This window comes from Rhizobium sp. P40RR-XXII (genome assembly GCF_012641405.1).
GTDB lineage: Bacteria > Pseudomonadota > Alphaproteobacteria > Rhizobiales > Rhizobiaceae > Rhizobium.
The window spans coordinates 129,815-146,066 of sequence record NZ_JABAII010000006.1 but is presented as its reverse complement, the minus strand read 5'-3'; the positions used below and the strand labels follow the sequence as shown (position 1 = coordinate 146,066).

17 protein-coding genes are annotated in these 16,252 nt (G+C 57.4%); 10 read left to right on the top strand and 7 right to left on the bottom strand.

Annotated elements, in window-relative coordinates:
* Nucleotides 1–249: 249 nt before the first annotated feature.
* On the bottom strand, nucleotides 250–1,092 hold the full coding sequence (locus HGP16_RS13720) for a glycoside hydrolase family 16 protein (RefSeq protein ID WP_246705527.1): 843 nt from the start codon (nucleotides 1,090–1,092) through the stop codon (nucleotides 250–252).
* 225 nt (nucleotides 1,093–1,317) lie between these two features.
* Here HGP16_RS13720 and HGP16_RS13715 point away from each other — a divergent pair, with 225 nt between their 5' ends.
* From HGP16_RS13715 to HGP16_RS13700, 4 genes are all read left to right on the top strand, one after another.
* Nucleotides 1,318–2,664: a hypothetical protein gene (locus tag HGP16_RS13715; RefSeq protein WP_205926447.1), complete on the top strand. Its 1,347-nt coding sequence runs from the start codon at nucleotides 1,318–1,320 to the stop codon at nucleotides 2,662–2,664.
* Nucleotides 2,661–3,908: a polysaccharide pyruvyl transferase family protein gene (locus HGP16_RS13710; RefSeq protein ID WP_168840572.1), complete on the top strand. Its 1,248-nt coding sequence runs from the start codon at nucleotides 2,661–2,663 to the stop codon at nucleotides 3,906–3,908. The genes HGP16_RS13715 and HGP16_RS13710 overlap by 4 nt, the downstream gene beginning before the upstream one ends.
* A 227-nt stretch (nucleotides 3,909–4,135) precedes the next feature.
* Nucleotides 4,136–4,807, top strand: a complete 672-nt coding sequence (locus HGP16_RS13705) for a Crp/Fnr family transcriptional regulator (RefSeq protein WP_168840571.1) — start codon at nucleotides 4,136–4,138, stop codon at nucleotides 4,805–4,807.
* Nucleotides 4,808–5,067: 260 nt separating this feature from the next.
* The gene (locus tag HGP16_RS13700) at nucleotides 5,068–5,835 is read left to right on the top strand and encodes a response regulator transcription factor (RefSeq protein ID WP_168840570.1); all 768 of its coding nucleotides are present in this window, start codon (nucleotides 5,068–5,070) and stop codon (nucleotides 5,833–5,835) included.
* A 415-nt stretch (nucleotides 5,836–6,250) separates the two neighbouring features.
* On the opposite strand, the gene HGP16_RS13695 is transcribed toward HGP16_RS13700, so the two are convergent.
* The 3 genes from HGP16_RS13695 to HGP16_RS13685 are packed head-to-tail and all read right to left on the bottom strand — an operon-like array spanning nucleotide 6,251 to nucleotide 7,594.
* On the bottom strand, nucleotides 6,251–6,676 hold the full coding sequence (locus HGP16_RS13695; RefSeq protein ID WP_168840569.1) for a DUF6941 family protein: 426 nt from the start codon (nucleotides 6,674–6,676) through the stop codon (nucleotides 6,251–6,253).
* Nucleotides 6,677–6,681: 5 nt separating this feature from the next.
* Nucleotides 6,682–7,125: a helix-turn-helix domain-containing protein gene (locus HGP16_RS34680; protein WP_168840568.1), complete on the bottom strand. Its 444-nt coding sequence runs from the start codon at nucleotides 7,123–7,125 to the stop codon at nucleotides 6,682–6,684.
* Nucleotides 7,109–7,594, bottom strand: coding sequence for a hypothetical protein (locus HGP16_RS13685; protein ID WP_168840567.1), 486 nt, complete (start codon nucleotides 7,592–7,594; stop codon nucleotides 7,109–7,111). The genes HGP16_RS34680 and HGP16_RS13685 overlap by 17 nt, the downstream gene beginning before the upstream one ends.
* Before the next feature lie 327 nt (nucleotides 7,595–7,921).
* Between HGP16_RS13685 and HGP16_RS13680 the strand changes: the two genes are divergently transcribed.
* From HGP16_RS13680 to HGP16_RS13655, 6 genes are all read left to right on the top strand, one after another.
* Nucleotides 7,922–9,016: a hypothetical protein gene (locus HGP16_RS13680; protein WP_168840566.1), complete on the top strand. Its 1,095-nt coding sequence runs from the start codon at nucleotides 7,922–7,924 to the stop codon at nucleotides 9,014–9,016.
* Nucleotides 9,017–9,043: 27 nt separating this feature from the next.
* Nucleotides 9,044–9,472, top strand: coding sequence for a curli-like amyloid fiber formation chaperone CsgH (gene csgH / locus HGP16_RS13675; protein ID WP_168840565.1), 429 nt, complete (start codon nucleotides 9,044–9,046; stop codon nucleotides 9,470–9,472).
* Entirely contained in the window at nucleotides 9,469–9,972 is a 504-nt protein-coding gene (locus tag HGP16_RS13670; protein ID WP_168840564.1) for a hypothetical protein, read from the top strand. The genes csgH and HGP16_RS13670 overlap by 4 nt, the downstream gene beginning before the upstream one ends.
* 41 nt (nucleotides 9,973–10,013) lie before the next feature.
* Complete coding sequence (locus tag HGP16_RS13665; RefSeq protein WP_168840563.1) at nucleotides 10,014–10,322, top strand: curli assembly protein CsgF; 309 nt, start codon at nucleotides 10,014–10,016, stop codon at nucleotides 10,320–10,322.
* A 143-nt stretch (nucleotides 10,323–10,465) separates the two neighbouring features.
* Nucleotides 10,466–11,359 carry a CsgG/HfaB family protein gene (locus tag HGP16_RS13660; protein ID WP_246705526.1) on the top strand — a complete coding sequence of 298 codons (894 nt, stop codon included), beginning with the start codon at nucleotides 10,466–10,468 and terminating at the stop codon, nucleotides 11,357–11,359.
* A 970-nt stretch (nucleotides 11,360–12,329) separates the two neighbouring features.
* Nucleotides 12,330–12,992 (top strand): invasion associated locus B family protein, encoded by a 663-nt coding sequence (locus tag HGP16_RS13655; protein WP_205927517.1) that lies wholly within the window; start codon nucleotides 12,330–12,332, stop codon nucleotides 12,990–12,992.
* A 27-nt stretch (nucleotides 12,993–13,019) separates the two neighbouring features.
* Here HGP16_RS13655 and HGP16_RS13650 read toward each other — a convergent pair whose 3' ends face one another.
* From HGP16_RS13650 to HGP16_RS13640, 3 genes are read right to left on the bottom strand one after another with little or no spacing between them, the layout of a single operon-like run.
* Nucleotides 13,020–14,075 carry an ABC transporter ATP-binding protein gene (locus HGP16_RS13650; RefSeq protein WP_168840560.1) on the bottom strand — a complete coding sequence of 352 codons (1,056 nt, stop codon included), beginning with the start codon at nucleotides 14,073–14,075 and terminating at the stop codon, nucleotides 13,020–13,022.
* 20 nt (nucleotides 14,076–14,095) lie between these two features.
* Nucleotides 14,096–14,950 (bottom strand): sugar phosphate isomerase/epimerase family protein, encoded by an 855-nt coding sequence (locus HGP16_RS13645; RefSeq protein ID WP_168840559.1) that lies wholly within the window; start codon nucleotides 14,948–14,950, stop codon nucleotides 14,096–14,098.
* Nucleotides 14,951–14,980: 30 nt separating this feature from the next.
* Complete coding sequence (locus HGP16_RS13640) at nucleotides 14,981–16,219, bottom strand: ROK family transcriptional regulator (RefSeq protein ID WP_168840558.1); 1,239 nt, start codon at nucleotides 16,217–16,219, stop codon at nucleotides 14,981–14,983.
* Nucleotides 16,220–16,252: the final 33 nt, after the last annotated feature.

Below are 16,252 nucleotides of genomic sequence, written 5' to 3'. Positions count from 1 at the left end.
CTGATCGTCTACCGCAGAATTTCACGCTGCGGCAAAAGCACCAGTTGATCATTGGGATGATCGTCTTCACCACCGAAAGTCGTAAGTCCTGAAGGTGCGTAGCCAATTCGTCGGAAACATCCGATGCGGCGACAAAGACTCGGCCAAAAGCATTACGCATGGCGGCAATGACTAGGCACCAAGCGCCATGCATGGGTTCTCAATCACGCCGATCGAGACGATAGTGATTTGGGATTGATGATGAGACAGCTACCTGAACTGGTAAGCTCTGACATAATCTACAAACATGAAGGATGGATCGGCTGCGGCCATCTTCGTTATGCCTTCAACGATACCGAGATCGACGAGCATATACATTGGCTGGCGATGTTCCGGTAAAGCTTTGGTTTTCCAAACGAGCTTTCTATCAAAATACATCCGTATGAAGTCGGAATCGATCTTCACGCCGTAGGTGTGCAAGTCACCGGGACTTGCAGCACCGAATGCATCAATGCGGGCATGAGCGGAATCGTGACGTCCATCCCGGTGCCAGACATGCACCGTCGAGGAATAGGCTCCCGGCTTATCACCGTAATATTCGATGACGTCTATCTCGGCTGTCGATTTTGAGCGATCCTTGCCAATCAGCCAGAAGGCTGGCCAGACACCAGGGCCATCGGGTAGGCGTGCCCGCATTTCGAAATAGCCATATTGCTGGGAGAAGCCATCCCCATTTCGATCGACGGAGGCAATCAGGCCCGAGCGCCATGCGCCTTTGTCATCACGTGCCGCGGTAATGCGCAGCATGCCATCCTGTATTGCAAAGGGAAAATCGTGACCCGGATTGGAGAAGCGGGCACCTCCGAAATCACCATTCCACGGAGTGTGGGAAATCCAGCGGGTGCCAGGTCCCCAGGCAGAGATACTGAGAGCATCGAAAGGATCTTCGAATGTCAGTGTCATGCTGCTGATATCGAGCGTATCCCCCGTATCGCCAGCGTGGGCAACATCGATATCCACGATCGTCATGAGTGCGGCGGCAATAGACGCGAGAAGAAACCCGCGACGGTTGTGCATGCATCGAGCACGACGTGTGTGTGAGAAGCGATCCATGTGCATAAGGATGAACGGTACAACCCATGGCGTATAGAACGTATTTCGGCCAGCATGTCCCCCAAAAGGCTTAGGCACGGCGGAGATACAGCTGCACGTCCACGTGGTAGCTTTTCCAATAAAGGGAAGAACAATGGGCTGAATTCTATGAATTTCATGGGACTTATAACATTAGTTGTCGGTATTGTAACACTGATCGCACCAGTTCGACTGTCATTCATCATTATGATCGTATCGACGGTCTTTGGCGCTGCTGCTGCCTTCAGCGTACCGGGCCTTGGCGGGGCATCGGTGCTGGTGCCAAGCCTCTTTCTATTATTCTTCGCCGTCCGGTTGTTCGCAGCATATGGCGAGACGCCTTTCCTCGCCGCGCTGGCACCCTGGCGTCCGGGCTTCTTCCTTCTGCTTCTGACGGCATTCGGCATCTTCACCGCGATCTTCTTCCCACGGCTGTTTCAGGGCATGGTGCAGACAATGACGGTGGAGCGGTCAATCGGCGCGCGTAGCCTTATCGCGCTGGTGCCGCTGCGTTTTTCTTCGAACAACATTACCCAATCGGTCTACGCCGCCGGCGGGCTCGTCTGTTTCATCGCCACCTTTGCCGTCTTTCGTGGCAATGGCGTTCCGAAAATTTTCATCAGCGGCGTTTTGATGGTGGCGGGCGTCAACCTCGGTTTCGCGCTTGCCGATATCATTACGCATTTCACGCATACGGATTTCCTGCTCGACTTCGTGCGGACGGCCAATTACGCGCTGTTGACCAACGCCGAGAAAGGCGGGCTGAAACGCATTTCCGGGACCTTCCCCGAAGCTTCGGCATTCGCCGATTTCACGCTCGTCCTCTTTGCGATCGTCACAAGCCTGTGGCTCGGCGGCATACGCTCCAGCGTGACCGGCATTGTGGCGGGTTTGCTTCTTATGGCCCTAATCCTGTCGACATCGGCAACCGCCCTTGTCGGGCTCGCCATCATCCTGCCGATTCTCAGCCTGCAGTCATTCCTGGCCTCTCGGCGCGACCCGGGCGCCGGCCGGCCTGTTCTGATTGTATCCATTCTCGCGTGCATGCCGCTTGTCATCTTCTTCGTTCTGATTGTCATGCCGGATCTTGCCCATAATTTGCAGGATTTTCTTGACGAAATGCTGTTCTCGAAGGCCGGCAGCCAGTCCGGGCGTGAGCGCTTCATGTGGAATTCCATGGCCTATGAGGCGTTCGTGGATACTCTTGGATTTGGCGCGGGCCTGGGGAGTGCCCGTGCATCGAGCTTCGTCCTCGTCCTATTGTCCAATATCGGCATCTTCGGTGCATTGCTATTTGCGCTCTTTGTCGGCCGAGTGCTGATGGCCGGTACGCAACCGGGGCATCCGTTATCGCGCGAGGCCGTCGCGGTTGTGCGCGCGGGCAAGGCCGGTTTGATCACCGTCCTCGTTTCCGCGGTTATCTCAGGCACGGTCTACGATCTCGGACTGATGTTTTACATTCTAGCGGGGAGCGTTTCAGCGCTCACCGCCGGCGTGCGCGAAGTCAAGGCCGAATATAGCCCACACTTGAGCGCTGCCGGAGGTTTGAGATGAAGATTGTCGTCTTCAACGTCAAATACAGCGAGAATCTCGGCGACGGGTTGCTGGCGGAATGCGTCGAAACCGCCTTGATGAAAGGCGCGGATGGGATCGAAGTGGAAACGATCGATCTTGCCGGCCGCCGGGCCTATGCCACGGGCAGCGGCGGGCGCAGGCGCTTGGCGCTCGGATTGCTCCGTCGGCTGCCCTTTTTCGTCCGGCGCCGGCTCGTCCGCCTGGTGCTGGAGCGCAGGCTGAACAAGCTGCGCCGCCTCTGGGACGACAAGATTGCACTTGCGGACGCCGTCATTATCGGCGGCGGCAATTTGTTTCAGGACGATGACCTCAATTTTCCGTTGAAAATCGGCGAGGTGCTCGATTGCGTCTCGCGGCACGATCGCCCCTTGGCGGTTTATGCCGTCGGCGTCAGCAAGCAATGGTCGGAGCCCGCCTATGATCTCTTCGCGCGACTAAGGCGGACAAGGCTTGTTCATCTCTCCGTGCGGGACGGCTTTGCTAAGGACAATTGGCAGGAGCATTTTCCAGAAGGACCGAGCGCGAAAATCGTGCGGGATCCGGGACTATTGGTCCATGCGACGCCAATCGCGGAAAAGCCTGCGTCATCCTCCAAGCGCCAGTTGACCGTTGGCCTATGTGTGACCGATCCCGTCATCCTGGACAGGCATGGCAAGGATCATGCGTCCCACATTCCATTTTCCGGCATTGGTGCATACAGGGATTTGATCGGAGTGCTCCTGGATGACGGCCAACGCGTCGTCTTGTTTTGCAATGGCGCGAGGGAGGACCAGTTGTTTGCCGAACGCATCCGGACTTCGGTCAACAAGCATCGCGTCGTTGCGGGCGGCATGCTCGATATCGCCAGTCGCCCGCGGGTTCCGGCCGATCTCATTCAGACAATTCAGTCGATGGATGTGATCCTCGCTCACAGGCTGCATGCCTGTATCGCGGCCTACGCGCTCAAAATCCCGCATGTAGGCTTGGCCTGGGACAGCAAGGTCGAAGGTTTCTTCAACTCAGTCGGCCGCGAGGCTTATTTCATAAAAGATTCACTGTCGCCCGCCGTGCATGTCGCCCTGCTGCTGAAAGCCGCTGAAAAAGAAGGGATAGAGGGGCTTCGGCACCGTGTGACAATTGCGGAAGCTCACGCGGGGATCTCGAATATGCGCCGCCATTTGGTCGGCTGCGACGTATGCGCCATATCGGGAATACAGTCGGTGCGCTCGCGCAATACTGAATGACCGAAATATATTCAACGCGCGGATGAGTGCAGTACCGCTACCAGTACGTTAAAACTGGGTTAGTGTATATATGATGACGATATATGTTAGGAGAATGACAAATATTGAGTTGCATTCAAGACATAAAAGAATTTATATGATATAGAATACTTGGGAAGCGAGAAATTTATATTGTGGGATAGTCGTTTGAGCATTCGAGGTATGCTTTCGACCGAGGGGACCGCCGCATGACAGCGCAGATTTCGATCGAGCATATCCAAAGCATGGGTGGCACGGCACGGACCTTTGCTGCCGGCAGCGTGATCTGCGACTACGAGAGCATAGCGCCGCGTCTTCTCTTTCTCTTGGATGGGTGGGCAGCGTCCAGCAAGATGCTGCCGAACGGTACGCGCTTCGTGACCGAATTCCTTCTGCGCGGCGATATGATCTCAACGTCGTTGACGGTGCTTTCACGAGAGACCGTGCAAGCCATCACCAATGTATCCGTGATGGCCTTCCCAGATTTCACCTCCCTTCCCAAGATCGATGCGCCGGCATTGTTTTATCGAATTGCGATCGCCGAATTGGTGAGACGCCAAGCTCGCATGTCGGAGAGCCTTGCCAACATAGGACGGCGCGACGCGTTAGAGAGAACTGGTTACCTGTTGCTCGAGCTCGGGACGCGGATCGGGACCTCCCAAGACGTCCCCAATTTGGAATGCTTCGATTGCCCATTGACGCAATCGGACATCGGGGACGCCGTCGGTTTGTCGACCGTTCACATCAATCGCGTGCTCAGGGATATGCGCGAAGCCGGCCTCCTGTCATTCCGCAACGGTGTCGTTGCATTTCTTGACCGGCCGCGGCTCATGGATCTCGTCGACTTCGACGAATCCTATTTTGGCGCAACTATGATTTGAAGAATAAAACGAATCAAATTCTGACTAGAGGCTAAAAAGATTCCTTTTAGTCAATATTTAAAATCTTTGTTAACATATGTTAATGCGCGTAAAAACAAAATAAGCAATTACTGTAGTAAGAAGATCCTAAAAAAAGGGGGACGATATGAGAAAGAAAGAAAAGATTCAATTTAGACAAAGTTCTTGCTGTCCGTATGGAGCCAATACTGAGCTAGTTACAAGAAATACGAAGGCCACTTTAAAAGTTGGGGATGCCGGCCATGAATGGACAAATGCTCACAAGTGAAAAATTCACCACCGATGCGGGCGCACGCCTTATTTCGGTTCGAACGTCCGAGACCTTGCGGCCGTTCATTGCGTCCGGCACGCCCGGCGTCGACGAGTGGGAAGATTACATTCTTCTCGTCGATTCCCGCGCTCTGGATCGCGAATGCCTGTCGAAGAGCCTAAGCGAGTATGACGACGCCATGCATGTCGTCACCGTCGGATCGCTCGACGAATGGCAAACGCGCAATATGCAAGTACTGCCGTCCGCAATTCTTTTCATGATCGGCGGACGCAAAGTCTCTGACCCCGACATCAGCGCGAAGATCTGTGCCTTGGTGGAGAGATTCCAGGCAAGCCCCGTGATCGTCGGCGCAGATGGCGACGAGCTTGCGCAGCTCCTACACGCGCTGGAATGCGGAGCTCGCGGCTATATCCCGACCAGTGTCGGGATACGCGTTGCCGCGGAGGCCGTTGCTCTTGCTCGCGCAGGCGGCGTCTTCGTACCGGCGAGCAGCCTTCTTGCCGCCAAAGAAGCGATTACGCCTGTGGCCAGCCGAAATGACTGCCTCGACAGCCTCTTCACGCCACGTGAAGTTGTCGTCGCTGAAGCGCTGAGGCGAGGAAAGGCGAACAAGATCATCGCCTACGAGATGGATCTTTGCGAGAGCACAGTCAAAGTTCACATTCGCAACATCATGAAGAAGCTAAACGCGACGAACCGAACGGAAGTCGCCTATAAGATCCGCGAACTCGTCCGCTAACGTCTGCGCTGTCGGTCACCGATTGCGGGAACGATGTTAATGAGCCCGCATTGATATATTTCGCGGCTACCCGTCCCGACATCGGGGCAGGGCAGGGTTCGGGACTATCGGTAGGGCGAGCATCCGCTGGCCGATTGCTGAAGAGCGACGGCGCCCCGGTGGGGCGCCAAAAGTTTATGCCGCAAATCCCTAAATATTCGCCAGACTAAAACCATTCCGTCAGTATCCCGCGATCCGGCCAGCCGGCGTGCAAACTGGCCGTCTCGCGGTTAGTCCTTATTAGTCGTTGGCGAAAATGTGCGCCTATATCTTCTAAAGCGCCGGTACGTCTCAGGACCGCAAAGATTCGGGGAAGGACATAGCCCGATGAATCCTGGCGTCGGTTGACGAGTGACCCTGAACTTTGAGAGCTCGATCAGCGCTGGGCTACGCGCAGGGAGGCGATTTCCGCCGGCTTGTCGTCGATTATCGCGCTTACCGTCAGCAGTCCCGGGCGGCGCAGTCTCAATGGTGAAAAGACAAGGCTGGCGCCGACCACGACGTGCATGGGGCCGTCGCTTGTTTCGAACCCATCCGTCAGGTCGCGCTGCTCGTCGAGCTGTGCTGACTCCAAGCGTTCCTCGAGAAGAGGCTGCTGGTCTCCTGGGGCAACGCAACGCAGCACGATCGAGCGGTAAGGTTCCGCCGCCAAGGTGACCAAATTCACATGCACGCAAAACTTGGCCAGCGAAATGGGAAATTCCGGCAGCATCAGCACGCCGCTATAGACGCCGATGAAGCTCAGCTTCTCGCCAACTTCGGTGCGAATGTCATCGCAAAAGATGCAATATCCGTAGCGCATGTGTTTCAATCGTCCCTATCAGCAGTGGCGCGGGCAATAATGGTGCGGATTGCTCGCGAAGAGCTCCAGGAGAAGGCCTCGCCGAAGCTAATGAAATGAACGGCTGCCCGCGTCTCGATCCGCATATCGGCCGGTATCTCGGCGCGTGTTTCGGGTTGAGCAAGGCAACCGTTTTGCGTCAAACCCGCCGGATCGCGCAGTTCAACGTGAATCTCCTTGTCGAGCGCCCAGGCCAGGTCCGCGATCGAACGAAGCGGAAGCTCTCTCTGCCCGCAAAAGTAGCGGTTCAACTCCTGTCGGCTGACACCCACCTGCTCTGCGAGCTGCTGCTGCGTAAAGCCCGTTTGGGATCGCCTTTCGACGGCGGCGGCAATGAGATCGCTGCGAACGTTTGCGATGAAGCGGCTGGCCGCACGCGCACGCGCGCCTATCTCAAACCGAAATGACATCTTCCGGGTTTACTCCCTCAACGCACAACGCATCACCCACACCAAGCTCGCGGCGCAGTCGGCGCACCTCCAGCCGATAGCCACGGTAAAGATCATGATCTTTCACATGGTCGGCCCAGTCCCCGAAAACCGCCACAAAGCAATCACGCATGGCAAACCAGCCGAATATGCGCAGATCGACGGTCTTCAACTCCCAAACTGCATTTCGTTCGATCCGGATTGCCCGGAATTGTCTGCAATGAATAAGAGGCTTCCCGGAGACGAACGTATAAAAGAGAAAATCCAGCTGTTCGATCGGGGTGAGGACAGCGCCTAGCGACGATGGTTCGTTCTTGGCGACGCGCTCACTCAACCACTCCGCAAAGCTTGGGGTCGCGAAAAGCAGCCGCTTAGGCAGCTGCCCTCCACCAAGCTGAATCTCAACTTTAACGATTGCTTCGGATGCTACGAGACTGTCAAACGTAGTCATGCCTGTCAACTAATCCATTATAATGTGGCAAGCCTTTCGCCGGGCCTCCTTGAGGGTATCATGAATTGCCGCACATTTGGATTGTATTTATTTGCCTTTCCGATGGCGTAGTTCGTTATAGTCAAAGAAGAGTATAGCGGATACGTCATGTCGATACATGTTTCATCCGTTACTCATTTTGAGGTATGGCATTTATATTTGATGCGATCCGATGTTGTCGTCCTAATACGAACGGTTCTCTTGTTCGGCTCTCCGCTGGCGGCTTATTAACAAGCTTGAGGGCGGCGAATGACCGCTTGCCCCGTCTTGGATAACAGGGAGGATCATATGAGGACGATTGCAGCTCTCTCTATTTTGCTGGCAAGTACGTCTTTGACTCTTGCCGGCCCCGCTGGCCCGCATGGCGGAAGCCCACCGACACCGGCGGAAAATGAATCATTTATCGGCCAGGTGGGCGCCTTCAACGGCGCTTTCGTCAGCCAGAATAGCGGCAACAACCAAGCGCTGACATTGCAGAACGGCTTCGGCAATTTCGCGGTCACCAACCAGGATACGGCCAAGTCCAATACGTCCGCTATCCTGCAGTTTGGTTCCGGCAATTTCGCGGTTGCCGACCAGAAGGGCAAGACCAACGACCAGAGCACCCTCCAGGTCGGCACCCTGAATTTTGCCTCCACCCTGCAGCGTGATGGGGCGGAAAACAACTCGACGATCAGCCAGTTCGGCTTCGGCAATTCCGCCTTCGCGGATCAGTCCAAGGGGGACAACTCCCAGGATACGCTGCAGGTCGGCGGCCTGAATTTCGCCTCGACGACCCAGACCGACGGCAAGCCCGGCTCCAATAAGTCCGATATCATGCAGTTCGGCTGGGGCAACGGCGCGATCGTCGGGCAGGACGGCGGCAACAACGATCAGACAACGTTGCAGGTCGGTACGGGGAACTTCGCCGCAACTTCCCAGTGGGACGTTATCGGAAGCAACGGCAACTCCTCTTCGACAACGCAGTTCGGTTGGGGCAACATATCCTTTGCCGATCAAGCGGGGGGCAATAACTCACAGGACACGTTCCAGGCCGGCGGGCGTAACTTCGCCGTCACGGGTCAGTCCTCGTTCTTCGGCGTGAACAAGTCGGCGACAGCGCAGTTCGGTGTCGGCAACACCGCCTTGACCTCTCAGATCGCCAACCCGCTGGGCTCCAACGATTCGCTGATCGTGCAGGCCGGCTATCGCAATACGGCGATGGCATCTCAGACCGGCGTGCAGACCGTGTTCCCCTACGGCGGTTCCAACCTTCAGGGAACTGTTCAGATCGGCACGGGTAACTATGCCGTTACCTCTCAGGCCAGCGCGAGTGCACTGACGAACACGTCGGTCACGGCGCAGTTCGGCTATCGAAACATGGCCGTTACGGTCCAGCACTGAGTGAGCCCACGGAGGAGGCGAGAGCAAATGTCCGCCTCCTCCTTCAAATCGCCTGAGCCAGTCCTATGCGCGGGGATAGATTGCGGGCCATCAGCGTTCAACTTGCCGCTGAAGCTTTTCTTCCTTTCGATCCTGCTGTTCTCATGCGCCGTCCCGGCCTCATCGCAGGCTGGTGTCGAGTGCTTGATAAAAACGGACAGGAAGGAGCAGTTTCTTGTGGTGCAGGCCATCGTTCGATCCGAGGAAGCGGTGTCCGGGGGGTACAGGCTGGTGCTCGTCAAGCATAGCGCCGCTGGCACGAGCCAGAGCATTCAAAAGGGCAGTTTTGCTTTGCGGCCCGGTTCGGATGGCCTTCTTGCCACGACGATGGTCGACGCGGCGGACCAGACGGAACTGACTGCAAGGCTATTGATCGAAACCGATCGAGGTACATCACAATGCGGATTACCAGAATGAAATGCCTGAACGGTTCAAAACTCGCGCTCGGCGCTGCGGTCGCGTTGACTGCTTTGACGGCCGCGGAATGCCGGGCCGAAACCGCATATGTGGTCCAGATTCCGACCAATGTGACGACGACCGTGCCGTTTAGCGGCGTGACGCCCCAGCAGCCGCCGCAGCAATATCATCACGCATCGAATTATGCTTCGGCCGGCGTCGTGGGTTTGCCCGAGGCTCCGGTTGCGGCGCACGGCAACAATCTGGCGCAGACGCTGGAAATGGGCACGCGCAACAGCGTGTATCATTTTCAGTCCGGAGCGAACAATACTTCGACTGCGGGAATTATCGGAAACTACGGCAATATAAATGTGCTCCAGGCCGGGAATAACCTCAAATCAAACGTCGTATTGCTGAATGGAGCAGGTTTGAGCGTCAGCGTTCTTCAGCCTGCCGGTTCTGCCCCGGTCAATGTCCTGATCGCGCGTTTGCCGGGTGGTGGTTTGCTTATCAAGCGTTGAACGGGCGCGGCGCCGTTCGGAAACAAGGGAGGGGAATGGTAATGATGGTACGTGTGACGATAGCCGCAATCGGTTTGACGGCCCTTATGGCTGTGCCGGCTCTGGCAGGACAATTGGTCTACCAGCCGACCAACCCGACATTTGGCGGCAACCCGTTGAATGGCTCATTCCTTCTATCGACGGCGCAGACGCAAGGCGCCGGCGTCAAGTCCGGTCAGCAACAGACGCCGGATCTCTCTGGTCTCAACGATGCGCTGGGCAACCTCGGAAATGTAAATCAGGGTACGGGCTCGACCGGAACGTCTCCGATCATCGTGATTGGAAACGGTCAGGTGCCGGCCAATCCCTGAGCCAAATTGATTGCGTGAAAATTCCATTCTGTTGGGAGCGATTTATTCGAGCGGCGATGTCACGTGTCGGTTTTCCGGTTGCAGCCATTTTGTGCGGATTAGGTTTAGGCGGTTGCGCGGCTGCCGGCAGCAGTCTTGATCCGATGAGTACTCCAGCGACCCTCATGCCCTCGACGAAGACGGGTGTGGCGCTGGAAAGCCTGCCGCGCCCCAAGCAAAAGCTTGATGTGGCCGTTTACTCGTTTCCCGATCTTACCGGGCAAAACAAACCCAACGAGAACTTCGCCGAGTATTCCCGTGCTTTGACGCAGGGCGGCGCGCAATTGTTGACCGACGTTCTGACAAGGGCGGGCAACGGCAATTGGTTCAGCGTCGTCGAACGCACCGACCTGCAGTCGCTTCTGCAGGAGAGGCAGATCATCCAGAATACGCGGGCAGCTGTGTACGGCGCAAAGGCCGGCGGCATACCGCCGCTTCGGTTTGCCGGCGTCCTGCTCGACGGCGGCGTCATAGGCTATGATTCCAATGAAACCACCGGCGGCGTGGGCGCCAACTACCTTGGGATCGGCGGGAACACGCAATACCGCAAGGATATCGTGACGGTATCACTGCGGGCGGTGAGTGTCAGCACGGGTCGCGTTCTTGCATCCGTGAGCACGACCAAGACCATCTATTCGGTTCAGGTGCAGGGCTCGGCGTTCCGCTTCGTCGGCGTCGATCAGCTGCTCCAGATCGAAGGCGGCGTTACACGAAATGCGCCGACGACCCTGGGGGTCCAGGAAGGGATACAGCTCGCAGTCTATTCGCTGATCTTCGAAGGCGTGAAGAACGGCCTTTGGGAATTCGAGGATGCCTCAGCTGGAGCCGCGTTCATGCGGTATCTGGAGCAGCATCAAAGAGCCATGACATACAAGCTTGACGCGAACGGTCGCCCGATCGCGCCGGCTATCGACCCTCCAGTGGTCAACGCCGGGCAACCGGCTGTCGAGGCGGAATCAAGACCGGTCATGATCAAGGACAAGCCGACGAATTCGTGATTGCCGCCGGCGCCGCGTCATTTTTTCCGGCAGAATTCGGATTGTGCGTTGTCGGGTCCGCAGGTGGCGGTTCCGCTTTGGCCTGACTTGGCTGCGGCGGTTCCTTTCTCAAGATTGCCGCTCTTCCTGATGGGAACACGCCCGTTGACCTGGGGAATACGGGTCTCTGAAAATCCGGGACGCCGAATGATGGACTGATCCTTGGCAAAGGCATGCGCCGGACCAAGCGCGCCTGCAACCAGCATGATGGTTGTAACCACAATGACTTTATTGGAGTTTATCATTTCGATGCTGCTCCTGGATCATGGCTGTGAACCGAGATCGAGCTGTCGGTCTTGGACACGCCGCTCACGAAATTTCAACGGGATGCGCGCTTTTCGGTTCCGCGCTCATCGGGAGTTCCCTGGCCGGCATCGCTCTGGCCGCAGCCTTAAGGCTTCCGCCTTGCGCCTTTACGCCTGCCAGCCATCGCAATGCCGTCAATGTCCCACGGTGCCCGATCCCACCGTCGGCAGACGATTGTCTGCAGGCCCGGGCGCTGTGCGCTCCGTAACGCCGCTGCCGACGCTGGGAAAAATGCTGTTTGCCAAGAGAGCCGGCGGCCGTGCGCGCGTTTGCTGTCTTGGCCTATGCGAAAGCTTACCGCTGTCGGCTGGCGGCCGAGGCGCGGGCACGACGGAAGTCTCCGGCAGCTGCTCAACGAAAGCAGGGTTCGTTTCCAGAGGAGGTGCCTGCTGCAGATAACTCTCACCAAACACAGCGCTTTCACTCAGTGCCAGCAACACGACCAGAGCGTGGTTTGCAATGATCATTTGTGCCATCTGAATTAATCCCTTGGAGGTATATTGAAATACAAAAATTCAAAATTCCCACATTCCGGCGGGAAAATTGATTTTATATAATAAGTTTACTTTATTGAACTGCGATCTGCCCGCGATGTATTCGACATTATTGTTCATTTATTGTAGGATTGCAAATTAAATTATGGGAGGAGTGCATGCGTCCACCTTGGCAGTCAGCTATGTGCTGTATCGCTTTTTTGCTTTTACAGGCCGTGGCGCCTTCGGCGTTCGGCGGCGACACCGCGACGACACCGCAATCCGATCCTCCCAAGGGGACGGCCGAACCCGACAAGAGCAGTCCGGCGCCTGTCATGCCAGCCCCGTCGACAGGCTCGCCGGCGGCTGCGCCCGCGGGCCCACAGGTCACCGAACAGAAGTTCGACGCATGGACGTTGCAATGCAGCACCGACAAAACGATGAAACCTCCCTGCCAAATCATGTACCGGTTGACATCGCCGGATCAGAAGCAAGTCTTCCTGGTGGTCAGCATGGCGCGCTCCGCTGAAAACAAGGTCGGCATGCAGATGGCTCTTCCACTCGGTTTCTCCATCCAGGCCGGCGTCAAGATCGGCTTTGGCGGCAAATATTCGACGATGGCAAAGGTATCTCGCTGCACCAACCAGGGCTGCCTCGTGGAGGGCCTGTGCCCGCCTGGAATGCTCGATGCTCTGTTGAAGGAAAAATCGGGAAAAGTTTCGATCCGCATGATGCAGGGAAATATGGCGGAGCTTCCCATATCTCTTAGCGGCTTCAGCGCGGCGTACCGGGCGATGGAAGCCAATAACGGGTGAAGAGTGGCATGGCTTCGCCCAATCCGTCTAACCGGTCTCTTCGACGGTGATGCGCTGCCCGGCCTCGACAAACAGATGGACGGCGTCCTGAACCGGCGCAATCCGCAGCACGTCGCCGGGCGCGGCCCTGATCCGCTCGCGGAAAACGCAAGTGATCGTTTGCGCGCCCAGCCGCGCAATGACCATGGTCTCGGATCCTGTCGGTTCGACGACGACGGTCTCAACCTCGATGCCATTGACGTCGAGCCTGATGTCTTCCGGGCGAAGGCCGTAGGTGACGGCGCTGGATGGGCGCCGCTCGCTCGGCAGGACAAGCCCATCCGCAGTGCGGAAACCTTCGCCAGTCATGCCGCCCCTGATGAAATTCATCGAGGGAGAGCCTATGAAGCCCGCGACGAAGAGGTTGTTCGGCCGGTCATAGAGATCGAGCGGTGATCCCGACTGCTCGATCAGTCCATCCTTCATGACGACGATCTTGTCGGCCATCGTCATCGCTTCGATCTGATCGTGAGTGACATAGATGGTGGTGGTTTGCAGCCGCTGATGCATCTCCTTGATTTCGGATCGCATCTGGACGCGGAGCTTGGCATCGAGATTGGAGAGAGGTTCGTCGAAGAGGAAGACGGCGGGATCGCGAACGATCGCCCGGCCCATTGCAACGCGCTGCCTCTGCCCGCCCGAGAGCTGTTTCGGATACCGCTCGAGAAGATTTTCAAGCCCGAGGATCTTCGCGGCATTGCCGACACGCTGGTCGATTTCCGCCTTCGGCATCCGCTTCAGCCGCAAGGAAAAGCCCATATTCCTCGCGACCGTCATATGGGGATAGAGGGCATAGTTCTGGAACACCATCGCAATGTCGCGATCCTTCGGCGCGAGATCGTTGACGATGTGCTTGCCGATCTGGATATCGCCTGAGGTGATGCCTTCCAGGCCGGCGATCATTCTGAGCAGCGTGGATTTACCGCAGCCGGAGGGGCCGACAAGCACGACGAACTCACCGTCGCGAATATCGACCGACACGCCCTTTATGGCTTTGAACGCGCCATAGTCCTTGCGTGCATTGTTCACTCTCACATGGGCCATTTCGTCCTCCCCGGCTGCTGTCAAAGCGTGTCCAAGACATTTTTGAGGTAGGCAAGGCCGAGGCGTTCGCCCTCCTTCCTTTGAGCGAGATCCTTGCCCGGCCATCCGTAGGCAGCATCCTCATGCTCGATCGAGAGAGTGCCGTCAAAACCGTTGGCACGGGCCTGGCACAGGAACCGGGGCCAATCAAGAAGGCCATGCCCCGGAAGCTTATACTGCCACCAGCCCTTGCCGTGATAGCCAATGGCCTGCTGAGCAGCCGCATCGATCGCGGTATCCTTGGCATGAAGGATGGCGATACGATCCTTCACCGCGCCCATCGCGGCGTAGGGATCGACGCCGATGCGGAGGAGGTGGGAGGGATCGAATTCGAGACCGAACCGCCGGTCCGGGATTCGCTTGAAGAGCTCCTGCCAGCCACTCGGCGTCGTCCCGATAAAATTATCCTTAGGCCCCGGCCAGTTCTCGATTGCGAAAATGAGCCCGCTTGACGTCGTCTTGGCGATCAGCCGATTGGCGAAGTCGGCGAAATCATCGTAGTTGGCCGTCTCGTCCGCGCTGTCATCGCGGCCGGGAAAAATCACGAAGATCGGTACGCCAGCTTCTCCGATCGCTTGGGCAAATTCCTCGGTGATAGCCCTGAGTTCGCCGCGTTTATCGCGATCGGTATCGAGCTGATTGCCGAAATAGACAATGGAGGAAACGAAGAGATCGTGGCCGCGGGCAAGCGCGACGGCCGCCTGCACCTTATCCGGGGTCTTGATGTGGCCGCGGACATCGATCTCGATTGCATCGAAGCCGGCGGAAGCCGCAAACTCGACGACCTCCTCGAATGGCCTGTCGTTGAACGTCGAGGTATAAAAGCCGATCCTCATCAAAACCTCCCTGTGGCCTTGGCGGCCGCGTCAGTTGTTCAGGCGATCCATGAATTTGAGCGGTGATCGCGTACGTTGAACCTGGTCGGCCGATGCGAGCATGAGGGCGGCCGACATGGGCATCGCCGCTGCACCGATCGCGCAGGCGTCCTCGCCGAGCGAAGCGCGATGGAGCGTGGGAAGAGCAGTGTCCCCGGCATCGAGATGCTCGTGGACGTAACGCAGCAGCTCATCGACCATGCGAATGGGCAAGCGGCCACCGAGAATGATGGCGTCGGGATCGACGATCATGCCGATGTGCTTTACCGCGACGGCGAGATGCGCGCTCATGGTCTTGAGCCATTGAGATACCAGCTTCCTGCCGCGGGTATCTAACGTAAGGAGGTCCTGCGGCACGCTCGCCTCGATGCCGTGCTCTCCCAGAAACTTGTAAAGGAAGAAGAGCGAGAATATCTCGCCGAGGAGTTCGACCTTCTGCGCCTTCTTGTCCCTTGGGTCGGCGATCGGAAGCCAACCGATTTCGCCGCTGAGACCCATGGCGCCGCGGTGACCGTTGCCGTCGAGCACGAGCCCGCCGCCGGGGCAGGCATTGACCGCAATGTAGAAGAAGCTGCGGCTTTCGGCGCCGAGCCCATAATCGAGCTCGGCAAGCGCGGCGGCATTGGTTTCGTTTTCGATGAAGACCGGATGCGGCGTGAGGTTTTCCAGTGCTGTCCGCACGTCGAATTCCATCCACTCCCCGTAGTCATCGGGCTTGCCCATGAAGGCGATCTCGCCGAGCCAGTCCGGCATGGCAAGGCCGATACCGGCCAGATGCGCGTCGTCGATCAGACGGCTTCGCTGGAAGTGCGATATCGCGTCGGCCGTCAGCTGCATGAATTCGGCTGGCAGGATGTAGCGTTTCTCATGATGCACGCGGGCGCGAACGTTGCCGACCGCATCGACGGCAAGGATTGTCAGATGGTCGCGATCGATGTTGATGCCGATGGCGAAGAATGCATCCGGATTGATCTCAAGCTCGATCGCCGGCTGTCCTCTGAGGCCGTGGCGCCGGCGAGCCTCGATGATCAGGCCCTCGTCAAGCAGGCGATCGACGATCCGCGCGATCGCCGGCTTGGTAAAGCCTGTCTGCCGAGCGGTCTCGGCGCGCGAGATCGGCGCTTGCCGATGAATGCAGCGCAGAACGACGGCTCTGTTGTACTCGCCTGCGTCCTCGACATTGGCGCCCGTCAGGTCGGGAGAGAGTTTGACGCCGATCGTTGGGTTCATGGTCGGGATCCTCTGTCAGCCATGGGCATGCAA